Raw genomic sequence first — 15,117 nt, forward strand, 5'->3', positions numbered from 1 at the left:
TCCGGCTCAGCCCTGCCCCGCGGCGGTGACGGCCAGACGCGTGTCGTCGTTCTCGTCGAGGTGGTACTCCTGCGGCTCGGCGTCGTAGGAGTACAGCTCGGCGTAGCGGCCCCAGTCGGTGGCCGTCTCCAGCTGGCGGGTGACCTGCTCGTCCGTGAAGTGGTGGGCCAGCAGATCCCGGAAGAAGCCGGCGCGCCGCGTTCCACCGGAGTTGTTGCGCAGGCTCTTGGTGATCAGTGTGACCAGCGGGGCATGCTGGACCGCCTCGGCGAAGATCTTCTTCGACTCCTGGACATCGGCGCCCGCGAACGCCGTACCGGTGTCGGTCAGCAGCAGGTCGTCGCCGCTGAGCGTGGTGAACCCGAGCAGGTCGAGCGCGTCGACCTGGGGGAGCAGATCGTCCACTTCCAGGCCGAGTTCATCGGCGAGGTCGGCCAGATCGCACCGGCCGCCGCGGTCGAGCACCATCTCCGCGAGCCCCGACAGCCCGTCCACGCTGGCCGGGGGCAGCGGGGTGTTCGCCGGGGTGCGCTTCTCCAGCTCCAGCGCCTCGTGTCGGCCGGGGACGCGGCCCTCCTTCTGGCGGCCGGTCATGGTGCGGTAGACACGGTCGATCAGGTCCTCGAAGGCAGGCGAGTTGCGGTCCCTGGGGCGTTCCAGGCCCACCTCGAAGACCTCGCGGATCGTGCCGTAGGGCCGGGCGCCCAGGACGACGATCCGGTCGGCCATCAGCACGGCCTCCTCGATGTTGTGGGTGACCAGGACGATGGCGCGGGTGGGGAACTGGCCGGACTCCCACAGCTCCATCAGCTCGCCACGCAGATTCTCGGCGGTCAGGACGTCGAGGGCGGAGAACGGCTCGTCCATCATCAGCACGTCCGGCTCCACGACGAGGGCGCGGGCGAAGCCGACGCGCTGGCGCATACCGCCGGACAGCTCCTTGGGGTAGGCGGACTCGAAGCCGTCCAGGCCGATCAGATCGATGGCCTGCCGGGCGGCGTCCGTACGTTCGGCGGCCGGAACGCCCTTGGCCTCCAGACCCAGTTCGACGTTCTGCTGCACGGTCAGCCAGGGCAGCAGCGCGAAGGTCTGGAACACCATGGCCGTACCCGGGTTGGCGCCGGTGAGCGGGCTGCCCCGGTAGGCGACCCGGCCCGAGCTGGCGGGCACGAGACCGGCCAGGCAGCGCAGCAGGGTGGACTTGCCCGAACCCGACTTGCCGAGCAGGGCGACGACTTCACCGGCGCGGATCTGCAGGTCGATGCCGGACAGGACGGGCAGTTCGCCGTCGGCGCCGGCGTACGACTTGGTCAGGCCGACGCTCTCCAGCAGCAGCTCGCCGTCGGCGGGACGGCGGGGCCTGTCGGCGGTCAGATGGGCGAGGCCGGCGCGGGCCTGGCGGTCGGCGCGCAGGTGGCGCAGGGCGTTCAGCACCATGTCGTGCTCCAAAAGCTGGTGGGAGAGGGGGAGTTCAGAGGGAGTAGCGGGCCTCGGCCAGCCGGTACAGGCGGCGCCACAGCAGGCGGTTCAGCCCGACGACGTACAGGCTCATCACCGCGACCCCGGCGATCAGATGCGGGTAGTCGCCGCTCTCGGTGGCCTTCGCGATGTACGCGCCGAGGCCCGTGGCGGTGAGGGTGGTGCCGCCGAAGGTGACGACCTCGGAGACGATCGAGGCGTTCCAGGCACCGCCGGACGCGGTGATCCCGCCCGTGACGTACGAGGGGAAGATCCCCGGGATGATCAGCCGCCGCCACCGCTGCCAGCCGCTCACACCGAGGTCGTCCATGGCCTCGCGCAGGTCGCTGGGGATGGCCATGGCGCCGGCGATGGTGTTGAACAGGATGTACCACTGGGCGCCGAGCGCCATCAGCAGCGTGCCGCCGATGTTGATGGACACGCCGGTCCGCAGGAAGAACCACACCGCGAGCGGGAAGAGGAAGTTGGCCGGGAAGGACGCCAGCACCTGCACGACCGGCTGGGCGATCCGGGTGAGCCGCGGCGAGAAGCCGATCTTCACCCCGATCGGCACCCAGACCACGGTGGCCAGCGCGACCAGGACCACCACCCGCGCGAGGGTGGCGAGACCGAGCAGCAGCGGCTCACCGAAGACACCGAGACCGGTGCGGTCGTAGAGGTAGTGGCCGAGGTCGATCAGGCCCCACAGGATCAGCCCGCCGGCGACGGCGGTGAAGACGATGTCACCGGTGCGCTGCCGTGTGCGGTCGACGACGAGCGGGCGGTCGTCGCGGCCGAACACCCGCCCGGCGGTGCTCAGTGCGCGCCCCGCCGGCCGCAGTACCCGGCCGAGGAGTCGCGGCCAGTGCGAGCGGCGCAGGAAGTCCAGGACGAAGGACCGCTGCACCTCGCTCGCCTCGGACTGCTCGTTCTTGAACTTCTCCGCCCAGGCGGTCAGCGGCCGCCAGAACAGGAAGTTCACGCCGATCACCATCACGGCCATGGTGAGGATGGCCCAGCCGACCTTGCCCAGATCGCCGTCGGCGATCGCGGCGCCGGCGTAGGAGCCGACGCCGGGCAGCGCGTACTGCTGGTTGTTGACGCTGATCGCCTCCGAGGCCACCAGGAAGAACCAGCCGCCGCCGAAGCTCATCATGCCGTTCCAGACCAGGCCGATCATCCCGGCCGGCACCTCCACCTTCCAGAACCGCATCCAGCGGGTGAAGCCGAACGACCGTGACAGCTCGTCCAGTTCACGCGGCAGGGAGGTCAGGGACGAGTAGAAGCCGAACGTCATGTTCCACGCCTGCGAGGTGAAGATCGCGAAGATCGACGCGCACTCCAGTCCCAGCATCGAGCCCGGGAACAGGGCGATGAACCCCGTCACCGCCACCGTCAGGAAGCCCAGCACCGGCACCGACTGCAGGATGTCCAGCGTCGGGATGAGGATCCGTTCGAGCCTTCTGCTCTTCGCGGCGGCGTAGGCGTAGCAGAAGGTGAACGCGATCGACAGCGTCAGCGCGGCGAACATCCGCAGCAGCGAGCGCGCCGCGTCGTACGGCAGCTGAGTCGGATCGGTGTCCACCCTGACGTTCTGGTGGGTGTTGAAGGCCACGGTGGTGCCGTGCCCCACGCGGAGCACCACATAGAGAATCACCAGGACCGCGGCGGCCACCGCCGCGTCCACCCAGGAGAACTGGGACAGGCGTCCGGGCAGCCTCGCCACCAGCGGTGTACGTTCCACCGTCTCGGCAGGCTTGTTGTCCGTACGGATCGACATCACGAAGACCTCCGCCCCCACTCTGGGCACGCCGGCATGTCCGGCCCCGGCGGGCGCACCGACGGCAGGACAGGGGTCACCCAGGCAGCATGGGAAATACAGGTAAGTAGGAAGGGCCCGCCCGGTCGGCTGCGGCCGCCTCAGCGAGACGGACGGCCGTGCCCGGCGCGGGAAGCGGGGGCCGAGGGGCCCCGGTCGGTCAAAGTCAGCGAATGCCCCGGAGGCAGCGCGGACTGGGAGGGTCTGCACCCATGGCTGCCTCCGTTCCGTGATGTGGCTCCGCCCCGGGCGCGCTCGGCGCGCACAGGACCCGACTCCAAGAGTGTGCCCGTTGTTGCGTCGATGCGCAAATAGCCGGACGGGGTCTCGGCTGCGGACGCCGAGGATCGGAGGAAGAGGATCAGAGGAAGCTGACCCCCTGGGCGAGCGAGAGTCCGGTGGAGTAGTTGATCGTGTTGGTGGCCGAGCGCATGTAGGACTTCCAGGCGTCGGAGCCGGACTCGCGGCCGCCGCCGGTGTCCTTCTCGCCTCCGAAGGCGCCGCCGATCTCGGCTCCGGAGGTGCCGATGTTGACGTTGGCGATGCCGCAGTCGGAGCCGGCGGCCGACAGGAAGATCTCGGCCTCGCGCTGATCACGGGTGAAGATGCTGGACGACAGCCCCTGCGGGACGTCGTTGTGCAGGGCGATCGCCTCCTCCAGAGTGTCGTAGGTGAGGACGTAAAGGATCGGTGCGAAGGTCTCCTCCCGTACGACGTCGCTCTGTTCGTCGACGCGGACGAGGACGGGCTCGGTGTACGCGGCCGCGGGCGCCGCCTCGGCGAGGCGCCGGTTTCCACCGGCGAGGATCTTGCCGCCCTGCGCCTGGACCCGGGAGAGGGCATGGCGCATGGCGTCGAGCGCGGCCGTGGAGATCAGCGGGCCGACGAGTGTGGTGTCGTCGAAGGGATTGCCGACGGGGAGCCTGGTGTAGGCGCCGGTCAGCCGCTCGACGAGGGTGTCGGCGATGTCGCGGTGGACGATGAGGCGGCGCAGGGTCGTACAGCGCTGGCCCGCGGTGCCGGCCGCGGCGAAGACGATCGCCGGGACGGCGAGGTCCAGGTCGGCGGAGGGGGCGACGATCGCGGCGTTGTTGCCGCCGAGTTCCAGCAGGCTGCGGCCGAAGCGGGCGGCGACGCGCGGGCCGACCTCGCGGCCCATGCGGGTGGAGCCGGTGGCGCTGACCAGGGCGACGCGCGGGTCGTCGACGAGCCTCTCGCCGACCGCCCGGTCACCGAGGAGCAGCCGGTGCACATCACGCGGCGCGCCGACCTCGTCGGCGGCGCGCTCCAGCAGACGCGCGCAGGCCAGGGAGGTCAGCGGCGTCAGCTCCGACGGCTTCCAGACCACGGTGTCGCCGCAGACCAGGGCGACGGCGGTGTTCCAGGACCACACGGCGGCGGGGAAGTTGAAGGCGGAGACGACACCGACCACGCCGAGCGGATGCCAGGTCTCGGCCAGCCGGTGGCCGGGGCGTTCGGAGGCGATCGTACGGCCGTACAACTGCCGGGACAGACCGACGGCGAAGTCGCAGATGTCGATCATCTCCTGGACCTCGCCGAGCGCCTCGGAGCGGATCTTGCCCGCCTCGATGGTGACCAGGTCGGCCAGGTCGCCCTTGTGCTCGCGCAGCAACTCACCCAGGCGGCGCACGAGTTCACCACGGTGCGGGGCGGGCGTGGTGCGCCAGGCCAGAAAGGCCGTGCGGGCGGCGGCGACGGCCGCTTCGGTGTCGGCGTCCGTGGCGGCCGCCAGCCCGAAGAGCTGCCCGCCGGTGAGGGGCGTGCGGGCGTGGAGACCGTCCCCCTCGGCCACGTCGACGCCGATGTGCCGCAGGGACGTACGGGCACGGGCGCGCAGCTCGTCCGTGCCGGGCAGTGCGGTGCTGGTCATGGCGGTCCTTGAGGGGTGAGGGGTCAGCGGAGGATGCCGGTGAGACCGAGTGCGCGGGCGACCTCTTCGAGGGAGCGGTTCTGCTGCCGCTCGTAGAGGACGAAGGGGTCCAGGACGTCGCGGCCGATGACGCCGGAGAGCCAGTCGGCGTCGTGGACGGCGCCCTGCCGGTCGTTGTCGCGGCTGCCCCGGCCGCTGAGGTTGGACTGGAAGATGCCGGCGGCCGAGCGGGGCAGGAAGTCCTCGTGGACGAGGGGCTCGGCGCACACCCAGCCCTGCCGCACCAGTGCGCCGAGACCGGCGGGCGGTCGGCTGCCGTCGCGCGGCCGGTCGGGGCCGGGCCGGTAGGTGAAGTAGGCCAGCCCCTCGGCGGCGAGTTCCTGTTCGCTGCCGGGCATGTGCCGCTCCCACACCGCGCGCGCGATGTCACCGCGGGCCTCCCCGGGGTTCTGGGCGGCCTGCTCGGCGACACGGTCGAGGAGGCCGTCGTACAGGGCGCGGCCCTGGCGGGTGAGGGCGATGCCGCGGGCTTCGACCTCGCCGAAGCGGACCCGCAGGGCGCCGGTGACGACGTCGCCGTCCGGGGTGCGCATCGCTCGGGGTTCGGCCAGGGCCCGGAAGGAGGTCTGACGCAGCAGGACGTCGGGGCCCTTCCAGGCCGGTGGGCCCTGGATGGTGTCGATCATCTCGATTCCGCGCTCGGTCATCCTCCGGTGCAGCTCGTCGATGTCCAGGACGCGCGGGGTGAGGTGGTTGATGTGGGTGCTGCGCACGCCGCCGATGTCCGCGGCGACGGCGGAGATCCGCTCCAGGGTCTCGTACCAGGCCTGGTCGACCGGTTCGGCGGACAGCTCGAAGGCCGCCACGGCGAGCCGCAGGAACCGCTCGGCCTGCTCCTCGGGCAGCTCCCGCTCGGCGGCGGCACGGTCGGCCAGCGCGAGCAGCTCGGGTGGGAAGAGTTCGCGAGCGGCGAGGAAGGCCTCCAGCCGCGCGCGCAGATCGGCGTCGAAGAAGCGCGGGTGGGCGGGGGTGAGCAGGGAGGTGAACACCCGGAAGGGGTTGCGTGCCAGTTCCTCGCCGTCGACCGGCCGGAAGGCGGTAGAGACGACGGGGACGGCGCTGGCCGCGGCCTCCCGCAGATCGTAGAAGCCGACCGGGTGCATGCCGAGCGCGCCGAAGACGCGGGCGACCTGGCGCAGTTCTCGCGGGGTGCCGACGCGGATGGCACCGTGCCGCTCGGCGGTCACCCGGCCGATGGACCCCAGGCGTTCGGCGTCGGCTCCCCGGGCCCGCAGGACATCCTCGTTGACCTCGCGCGAGACGTCGACGAGCGTGGTGTAGGAGGGCACTTCCCGTCCGTACATCCGCGACAGGCGCTCCGCGAACGCGGCCCGCAGCCGCCACTGACTGATCATCGCCATGGTTCGGCCTTTCGGTCGGGGTTCACACCACGTGGGCTTCGGGGCGGGCGCCGGCGCCGGGGCGGAACCGGTCGGCGCCGAGCGGGGAGACGTCGGTGAACGGCTCGCGCTCCAGGTACAGATCGCGTACGACCTCCCCGACCGCGGGCGCCTGCAGGAAGCCGTGACCGGAGAATCCGGTGGCGTAGAGGAAGCCGGGCAGCTCGTCGGAGCGGCCGATCAGCGCGTTGTGGTCCGGCGTGTCCTCGTACAGGCCCGCCCATCCGTCGCCCGTGCGCATGTCGGCCAGGGCGGGGGCGCGGTCCCGGGCGACCGAGCGGAACATCTCCAGCCAGTGCGGGGTCCAGGTGGTGTCGAAGCCGTCCTGCTGACCGGGGTCGGCCAGCCCGAACAGCAGGCCGTCGTCGCTGTTGTGGAAGTAGGCCGTGGAGGAGAAGTCGATGGTGAACGGGATGCGCGGGGCGGGCGGTACCAGCGGCACGGTGAACGCCAGCTGCCGTTTCACGGGCCGTACGGGCAGGGCGATGCCGGCCATGGCGCCGATCCGCGCCGACCAGGCCCCTGCCGCGCAGATGACGGTGGGGCACGCGATGCGGCCGTGGCCGGTGCGCACACCGACGACGCGGTTCCCGGCCGTGTCGATGCCGAGGACCGGGGTGCGGGTGGCGAGGGTGACGCCGGAGCGGGCCGCGGCCCGCGCGTAGCCCTGGACGACCAGGGCGGGGCGGGCGTGTCCGTCGGCGGGGGAGTACGCGGCGGCCACCAGACCGCCGGTGCCGAGGTAGGGGCACAGGTGCCGGGCCTCGTCGGGGCTGATCATGCGGCTCGGCACGCCGAGGCTGTTCTGCAGCTCCACCGCGGCCGCGAAGTCGTGCGCCTGCTGTTCGCCGTCGAGCAGGAAGAGGTAGCCGACGGTGTCGAGCCGGATGTCGGCGCCGGGCCGGCGGTGGAAGTCCTGGTAGGCGCGCAGGCTGCGGCGGCCCAGCTCGATGTTGAGCGGATCGGAGAACTGGGCGCGGACGCCACCGATCGGCTTGCCCGAGCTGCCGCAGCCGAGGTCGCCGCGCTCGACGACCACGATGTCGCGCACGCCGGCCTCGGCGAGATGGAACGCGATGCTGACGCCCATGACGCCCCCACCGACGATCACGACATCGGCGCGGGCCGGAACGGCTCGGAAGGCGGAGGAGGACAACGGGCCACTCCCTTCCAGAGGCCACCGCGACGGACGGGGCCCAGGTCCGGGCGGCGGCGGGACGGTCGGTGACAGGGGATGCCGATCAGCTGTCTCCGCGTCATCGTGCAGCAAGCCGACCGTTGACGTCCATCAACCGTCCATGGCGTTGACCTTTTAGGGTCGCTGTACGGACTCCTGCGGGTCGGGCCGTTCGCCACGGCCGCGGCTGAGATCCTGCCCCCGGCCCTCGGCCGGATGCGCGAGAGGCATCCGGGTGTGATCGTGCGCAGCCGGGACATGGACGTGGACGAGGTGTACGACGCGGTCGTCGGCGGACCCCGCTCGCCGACGCCGCCGGCCTGGGCTGGATCCTGCCGTCGGCCGACACCTGCTGCGGCTGCGGCCGTCCCGCCTCGATGTGCTGGAGCTGCGGGAGACGCTGGAGCGGCACGTCGTGGTGGTCTTCCGCTCCTTCGCCGAGCACCGGCCGACGGTGGCGGCCCTGGTCGACGTCCCGGCCGGGACCGCCCGTGACGGTCAGCCGCCGTCGCGCACGGCGGCCAGGCCGTTGAAGGCACCGACATAGGCGGTGCCGTCGGGCCCCAGGGTGATCGGCGCCCAGTTGTTGTCGTAGCCGACGCCGGTGCCGACGAGCTGCTTCCAACGGGTCCGTCCCGTGCGGAAGTCCACGGCGGTCAGATACCAGGCGTCGATGCCGAGCCGGTCGGGATCCTTGGTGTACAGGTAGATCAGCCCGTTGCCGGTCGACAGCTTCGGCACGACGGACGGCGACCGCTCGGCGCTCTCCCACACGGTGTCGCAGCCGCTGCCGTCCGGGCGGACGTCGATGCGTGTGACCCCGCCGACGACGCTGCGGCCGAAGGTGAGCGAGGTGATGTTCTCGTAGCCGTAGTTGTTCTCGACCACGAGGCTGTCGCCCCAGCTGATCATGGAGTTGTCCGTCGTCGACGCACCCGAGCCGAAGACGGGGATCTCGCACACCAGCCGCCGGGCGGCGGGGACGTCCGCGCCGCGCCGGTAGACCAGTACGTGCATACGGTCGTCGGCGTTGTCGGTGACGGCGACGTAGCGGCCGCCGTCGCCGAAGATGTCCGGGGTGGTGCCCGAACCCTGGTTCACCGAGCCGGGCTTGGTGCCGGTGCCCCGGTCGTAGGTCTGCCGCCACACCACGGTCGGTGTTCCGTCCGGCGCGGCGGTGAATTCGTACAGCGCGTGGTCGGAGACGATCGACACGCCGTCGGCGGCGACGGAGAAGGAGTTCTGGATCTCCTCGCCGTCCAGACGGATGGAGCGCACGGTGCCGGTGGCGGGGTCGACGGTGCCGATACGGCCCTGCCGGGTGACCCACCAGATCCGGCCCTGCCAGTCCGGCATGACGGAGGTGACGGGGTCACAGGTCCCGCTGGGGTGCAGATTGGTCCAGGTCACGCAGTCGTGGGGGACCTGCGAGGTCAGGTCCCAGTCGTCGGCGACGGTGAACTCCCAACTGCCGTCCGGCTTTTGCGTGTGGGCGAGACGCAGGATGTGCTGCCGGGAGTCCGCGAGCACCAGCCGGTCCTCGTTGTCGAGGTACGAATAGGCGCCGCCGGACGTGTCCTTGAAGATCTTCGAGAAGTCCAGCCGGGTGATCGCCTCCACCGTGGACGGGCGCTGCGGCAGCTTGTACTCGGCGAGCGTCGCGAGGGTGTGCGGGTCGAGCAGCTTGACCAGGAAGCCGCTGAACGTCCCGCAGACGGTGACGATCCGCCCGGCCCGGTCGAAGGTCACCGTGGCGCACTCACCGCCCAGCAGCGCCATCCGCTCGCTGCCGACCTTCGGGTGATCACCCAGCGGACCCGGCCACGGGTACGTCGCGCTGCCCCAGCTGTCCGCGTGCATCCCGGACCGGCCGTTCGCCGCGAGATACGGGTTGTGCGGGGGCTGCGCCCCGGGCAGCGGCTGGGCCGCGGCCGGGGCGCCGGAGTACGCGTCGACCAGACGGTGGCCCGGGGCCTCGGGTATCGGATCGGCCGACGCGGGCACGGGCCCGGCGACGACCGTCCCCGTGACCACGGCCACGGCGGCGGCCGCGGCACGGCTGAACGTCCAGCGGGACATACGGCTCCTCGGAATGCTGAAGACATGGGGTCGCGCCGCCGCGACCTTAGGAGCGAGCCGCCGAAGAGTCCATGGAAACGTGAGGATTGTTCACGATCCCGCAATGGCCGACTCAGGTGGGGTCCGTGGTCCGGGCGAGGGCGGCCAGGGTTTCGAAGTCCCAGGTGAGCGCGCCCGAACGGAGGTCGGACGTGACCGCGTCGAGCCAGTTCAGCTCCGCGATCAGGACCGCGCGGCGGTACTCGTCCTCCAGCATCGTGACCCGGGGCAGCGCGAGTTGGCGGGCTCCTTCGGCTGCGGACTCCAACTCGCCGAGCCGGGCGCGCACTTGGGTGGCGCGAGCCGACAGATCGGCCTCGACCTCCTGTGGCAGCAGCATCATCGTGAACGAGAGCGCCGCCGGGAACTCCGGGTACTCCGCCCGGGGTGCGACCAGCATCTCCCGCAGCCACTCGCGCGTCGCCGCACGGCCCGCGCCGGTCACCTCGTAGACCGTGCGTTCCGGGTACTGCTGATCCCGGCTCGTCTCACGCACGGCGATCAGCCCCGCCGCCAGCAGCCGGTCGATGGTCCGGTACAGGCTCGCCCGCTGGCTGACGTTGACGACCTGGTCCTTCCCCCACTGCTTGATCAGCCGCTGGATGCCGTACGGATGCAGCGGCCGCAGGTGCAGCAGCGAGAGGACGGTGAGGCCGAGAGGGGAACTGCGCATGTCCGGAGCCTACCGGAACTGATCACAAGGGAACTAGTTGACGAGATACTAGTTTCATTGCAACTATGAAGCCATGACGACAGCGACTCCGCTCGAGTCCGCCGAGCGCATCCACGCGGACCACACCACCGTCAAACACCTGGGCCACTGGACCGAGGCCACCGCATTCGACGTGCGCGCCCGCCGCGCCGGCGTCGTGCTGGACCTCCGCTCGCCGCGGATCGGCTGGGACGAGCCGGTCACCGTACGGCTGGATCTCGTGTCCGCCGCAGTCACCCTGCTGCTGCCCGACGCCGTCACCGTGGACGGCTGGGACCTGGCCTTCGTCCGCCGCGGGCGTGTGAAGGACGCGCGGCCCGGTGCCGGACCGGCACGGCTGCGGCTGGTCGGAAAGGCCACCGACGGCGAGATCCGGATCCGTCGCGGCGGCACCGCCCAGCTCACCGCCATGTGCTCGCGTGCCTACCTCGACGACCTGCGCCGCGCCCACCGCGAGGGCGGTCTGCCCGTCGTCGACGACCCGACCCGTGAAGGGACCCGCTGACATGACCCGCACCCGTACCGCCGTCGTCGTGGGCGGCGGCATCGCCGGCCCCGTCGCGGCACTCGCACTGCGCCGGGCCGGGATCGAGGCCGCCGTGCACGAGTCCCATACGGCGACCGCCGACGGCATAGGCGGAGGCCTGGGCGTCGCGCCCAACGGCCGGGCCGCACTCGATCTGGTCGGCCTCGGCCGGGTCGGCGCCCCGATGAACGCCATCGTGCTGCAGAACCACAAGGGCAGGACCATCACCGAGATCCGCCAGCCCATGGAGTTCAGCTGGCGCGCCGATCTGTACCGGCGGCTCTACGACCTGGCCCTGAGCGAGGGCGTCGCGGTGCACCACGGCCATGAGCTGGTCGACGTCCGCGAGAGCGCGACCGGTGTGCGGGCCGTCTTCGCCGACGGGACCACCAGCGAGGAAGCCGACGTGCTGATCGGGGCGGACGGTCTGCGCTCCACGGTGCGCCGGCTGATCGACCCCCGGGCGCCCCAGCCGCGCTACTCGGGACTGCTGGGCTTCGGCGCCCGGGTCGAGGGCGCCGGACTGCCGCCCACCGGGGACCGCATGTACATGGCCTTCGGCCGCCGGGCGTTCTTCGGCTACCAGTCCTTCGACGACGGCACCGGTGTCTGGTTCGCCAACCTCCCGCACCCCTACCTGACATGGCAGCAGGTGCGGCAGACCTCGAACGAGCAGTGGCTGCACCGGCTGGGCGAGGCCTTCGCCGGGGACACCGTCCCCGCCCTGGACCTGCTGCGGCGCACCCCGCCCGAGGACCTGCTCGCCGTCGGCCCCATGGAGGACCTTCCGCATGTCCCGCACTGGCATCGCGGCCGCGCGGTGCTGGTGGGCGACTCCGCCCACGCCACCTCCCCCAGCTCCGGCCAGGGTGTCTCGCTCGCCGCGGAGAGTGCCGTGGAACTCGCCCGTGCGCTGCGGGATCTGCCGTACCCGCAGGCGTTCGCCACCTATGAGCATGCCCGCCGCGCCCGAGTCGAGCGAGTGATCGCCCAGGGCGCCCGCAGCAACACCGGCAAGACGGCCGGGCCGGTGGGCCGGGTGGTCCGGGACGCCCTCCTGCCCCTGTTCGCCCGCCTCGCCACCCCCGAGAAGATGGCCTGGCAGTACGACCACCGGATCCGCTGGGAGGACCCTGTCGCCGCGTGACGCGCCCCCCAACGGACGCCGCACGACCGGGCGTTGCCGACCCCGCGCCGCACGCGGGCGCGGCGGACAGGGCAGGACCGGCTGACGCGGGACCGATGTGTCACCGGACGGGCCGGTGGACGGCCCGGTGGACTGCCGGGCGGGTGCGAACACGACGGCGCCCTGATGCGCGGCCGTGCTCCTCACTAGACTTCCCGTGACGGCGCCCCCGCCGACCAGGCGGTTCCCGGTGCCGATGCCCGGAACGAGGAGGACCGCGAACATGCGTGAGCTGGCGGACACGGCACGGCAGTGGGTGGCACAGGGGCGTACGGGCGTGCTCGCTCGCCCCCTCACCGAGCAGGGCTTCGGCCCCCGGCACCCCGCCGACGCGCTCCTGATCGACCAGGACGGACAGTGCCACGGCACCCTGTACCGCGGTGTGTTCGACGAGTACCTGGCCGCGGAGGCCGCCGCCATGCCCGCAGGCCGCACCGCGTGTGTGCGTGCGGTGGCCGTCCACGACGACGGGGTGAAGCAGGCGGGCATGACCTGCGGCGGCCAGGCCGAGGTGCTGCTGCAGTCCCTGCAGACCGTGCCCGCCCGCTGGTGGGACCTGCTCGCCGAGGGCGCCGACGCCGCCCTGATCAGCCGGCTGGACGAGGCACAGACCCGCGTGACCAGCACCGTGGCGACGACGGCGGCACAGGAACCGCAAGGCGAGGACGGGCCCGCCCAGGCCGTCGCACGCGCTCGTGAACTGCTCCACCGCCGCCGGGCCGGCCGGGACGCCCGCTACACGGACGACGGACTCGTCCTCATCGAGACGTTCCCGGCCGTACCCCACCTGGTCATCGTGGGCGGCGGCGAACTCGCCGACCTGCTCACCGCGCAGGCCCGCCTGCTGGGCTGGCACGCCACGGTGGAGTCCGCCGCTCAGGAAGCCGTCCGACGGCTCGCCGAACGCCCGGCCGCCGCCTGCCTGATCGTCCTCAGCCATGAACCGGACGTCGACATCCCCGTCCTGTCCGCCGCGCTGACCGGCGACATCCCCTACGTCGGCGCGCTGGGCTCACGCCGCACCCAGGCCCGGCGCGCCGAGGGTCTCGCCAGGGCGGGCCTCGACGAGACACACGTCAAGCGCATCCACGGCCCCATCGGCCTCGACCTGGGCGCCCGGACCCCGGCCGAGACGGCGCTCGCCGTCTGTGCCGAGGTGCTCGCCGCCCTCGACGGGCGCGAGGCCCGTGTGCTGCGCGAGGCCGCCGGGCCGATCAACGCCTGACCGGACCGTTCGCTCCCGCCTGCCCCCGGGCGCAATTGCATGGCGGCACGGCGAGAGACGTGCGCGAATACGGGCCTCCTCCGGCTTCTGTTGTCTCATCTGCGTTTGTCGGTTCCTGCTGTCCGGGTACGGACGAGCGGGAGGTGATGGGCCGGTGATCCAGATCGTGGAGCACACAGCGCAGGCGGGGTCCCGCGCCGTCGACGCCGCGCTCGGCTCGGCCGGGCTGCCGGTCCGGGTCTGCCGGACCTGGGCAGGTGACCGCGTCCCGGACAGCGTCGACGCCATGGTGGCCCTGGTGGTGCTGGGCGAGTCGGCCGCCGCCCACCGGGACGTCCCCGGACACGGCGCCGAACTGGCCCTGCTGCGGGCCGCACTGGAGGCCGAGGTGCCCGTGCTGGCCATGTGCCTGGGCGCTCAGCTGCTGGCGATCGCGGCGGGCGGTGTCGTCCGGCCCGGCACCGGGGCGCGGATCGGCTGGGGGGAGGTGCGGACGACCGCCGCCGCACACACGGACCCGCTGTTCGCGACCGTGCCCGAGCGGCTGCGGGTCCCCCATCCGCACAGCGGCGGCACGATGGACCTACCCGCGAGGACGACGCTGCTGGCGTCCTGCGACCACCACCCGGCGCAGGCGTTCCGGATCGGCGGCTCGGCCTGGGGGATCCGCTTCCCCTGGGACCCGGACCCGGCGGAGTCGGCGTCGGCGGAGTCGATGGCACGGGCGAGCCTCGCGCGGCACCGCGACGCCCTGTTCACGTGCTTCGCCGCGTTCGTCGCGCAGCGGGCCGAGCGGACGGCGACGCGCGCGTTCTTCACCCGACGGGCGGCCACCTGGGAGGAACGCTTCGCCGACGACACCCCCCGGTACACGGCGGCCGCCGAGCGGATGGAACTGCGCCCCGGCCAGCGCGCCCTGGACGTGGGCTGTGGCACCGGCCGTGTCCTGCCCGCGCTGCGCGCCCAGGTCGGCGACGGGGGAACGGTCCTCGGAGTCGACCTCACCCCGGCGATGCTCACGGCCGCGGTGCGCGAAGGCCGCGCGGCGGACGGCTCCTTGCTGCTGGCCGACGCCTGCCGGCTGCCGCTGCCGGCCGACGCGGTCGACGCAGTCTTCAGCGCGGGCCTGCTCGACCACGTCCCCGACCCCGCGGCGGCACTGCGCGAGTGGGCCAGAGTGACCGTGTCCGGCGGCGTCCTGCTGCTGTTCCACCCCTCCGGCCGCGCCGAGCGCGCCGCCCGCCACGGCCGGCCCCTCGACCCCGCCGATCCGCTGGCCGAGGACAACCTGCGGACCGCACTGCTGGCCACCGGCTGGCATCTGACGCACTACGAGGACGCCCCCCGCCACTTCCTGGCACGCGCCGGGCGGCGTGCCCGCGCCGACCATCCGGTGCGCGAGGTCCGCCACGAGCGGATCGACGGCGCGGCCCCGGGCCTCCCGGAGAAGGTGATCCGCGCTCTCCTCGGGAGACAGGGCCGCGGTACGGAGGGTGTTGCGGTACCGGCACACGTCGATGCCCGGTGCGAGAACGACGAACAGGC

The 15,117-nt window shown here is 72.3% G+C and carries 10 protein-coding genes and 1 pseudogene; 4 read left to right on the plus strand and 7 right to left on the minus strand.

What is annotated here, in order from left to right:
* Window positions 1-6 precede the first annotated feature (6 nt).
* The 7 genes from AQI95_RS38225 to AQI95_RS38255 form a co-directional block, all read right to left on the minus strand.
* A complete protein-coding gene (locus AQI95_RS38225) occupies window positions 7-1,437 on the minus strand; it encodes an ABC transporter ATP-binding protein (protein ID WP_079071797.1) in 1,431 nt (476 codons plus the stop codon).
* 34 nt (window positions 1,438-1,471) lie between these two features.
* Window positions 1,472-3,238, minus strand: coding sequence for an ABC transporter permease (locus tag AQI95_RS38230; protein ID WP_067135214.1), 1,767 nt, complete (start codon window positions 3,236-3,238; stop codon window positions 1,472-1,474).
* 400 nt (window positions 3,239-3,638) lie between these two features.
* The gene (gene amaB / locus AQI95_RS38235) at window positions 3,639-5,168 is read right to left on the minus strand and encodes an L-piperidine-6-carboxylate dehydrogenase (protein WP_067135097.1); all 1,530 of its coding nucleotides are present in this window, start codon (window positions 5,166-5,168) and stop codon (window positions 3,639-3,641) included.
* A 23-nt stretch (window positions 5,169-5,191) separates the two neighbouring features.
* Window positions 5,192-6,583 carry a 2-oxoadipate dioxygenase/decarboxylase gene (gene hglS / locus AQI95_RS38240; protein ID WP_067135215.1) on the minus strand — a complete coding sequence of 464 codons (1,392 nt, stop codon included), beginning with the start codon at window positions 6,581-6,583 and terminating at the stop codon, window positions 5,192-5,194.
* A gap of 28 nt (window positions 6,584-6,611) precedes the next feature.
* Complete coding sequence (locus tag AQI95_RS38245) at window positions 6,612-7,784, minus strand: NAD(P)/FAD-dependent oxidoreductase (protein ID WP_067135099.1); 1,173 nt, start codon at window positions 7,782-7,784, stop codon at window positions 6,612-6,614.
* Window positions 7,785-8,303: 519 nt separating this feature from the next.
* A complete protein-coding gene (locus AQI95_RS38250; protein WP_067135101.1) occupies window positions 8,304-9,884 on the minus strand; it encodes a hypothetical protein in 1,581 nt (526 codons plus the stop codon).
* A 112-nt stretch (window positions 9,885-9,996) separates the two neighbouring features.
* The gene (locus AQI95_RS38255; protein ID WP_067135103.1) at window positions 9,997-10,596 is read right to left on the minus strand and encodes a PadR family transcriptional regulator; all 600 of its coding nucleotides are present in this window, start codon (window positions 10,594-10,596) and stop codon (window positions 9,997-9,999) included.
* Window positions 10,597-10,669: 73 nt separating this feature from the next.
* Here AQI95_RS38255 and AQI95_RS38260 point away from each other — a divergent pair, with 73 nt between their 5' ends.
* From AQI95_RS38260 to AQI95_RS45565, 4 genes and pseudogenes are all read left to right on the plus strand, one after another.
* Window positions 10,670-11,140, plus strand: a complete 471-nt coding sequence (locus AQI95_RS38260; protein ID WP_067135105.1) for a hypothetical protein — start codon at window positions 10,670-10,672, stop codon at window positions 11,138-11,140.
* Between the two features lies 1 nt (window position 11,141).
* The gene (locus AQI95_RS38265) at window positions 11,142-12,308 is read left to right on the plus strand and encodes an FAD-dependent oxidoreductase (RefSeq protein WP_067135107.1); all 1,167 of its coding nucleotides are present in this window, start codon (window positions 11,142-11,144) and stop codon (window positions 12,306-12,308) included.
* A gap of 262 nt (window positions 12,309-12,570) precedes the next feature.
* The gene (locus AQI95_RS38270) at window positions 12,571-13,572 is read left to right on the plus strand and encodes an XdhC family protein (RefSeq protein WP_067135109.1); all 1,002 of its coding nucleotides are present in this window, start codon (window positions 12,571-12,573) and stop codon (window positions 13,570-13,572) included.
* 286 nt (window positions 13,573-13,858) lie between these two features.
* Window positions 13,859-14,827, plus strand: a pseudogene (locus AQI95_RS45565) (methyltransferase domain-containing protein); the annotation flags it as partial.
* Window positions 14,828-15,117 lie beyond the last annotated feature (290 nt).

Origin of the sequence: Streptomyces yokosukanensis (assembly GCF_001514035.1) — a bacterium.
In the GTDB taxonomy this organism is placed as follows: domain Bacteria; phylum Actinomycetota; class Actinomycetes; order Streptomycetales; family Streptomycetaceae; genus Streptomyces; species Streptomyces yokosukanensis.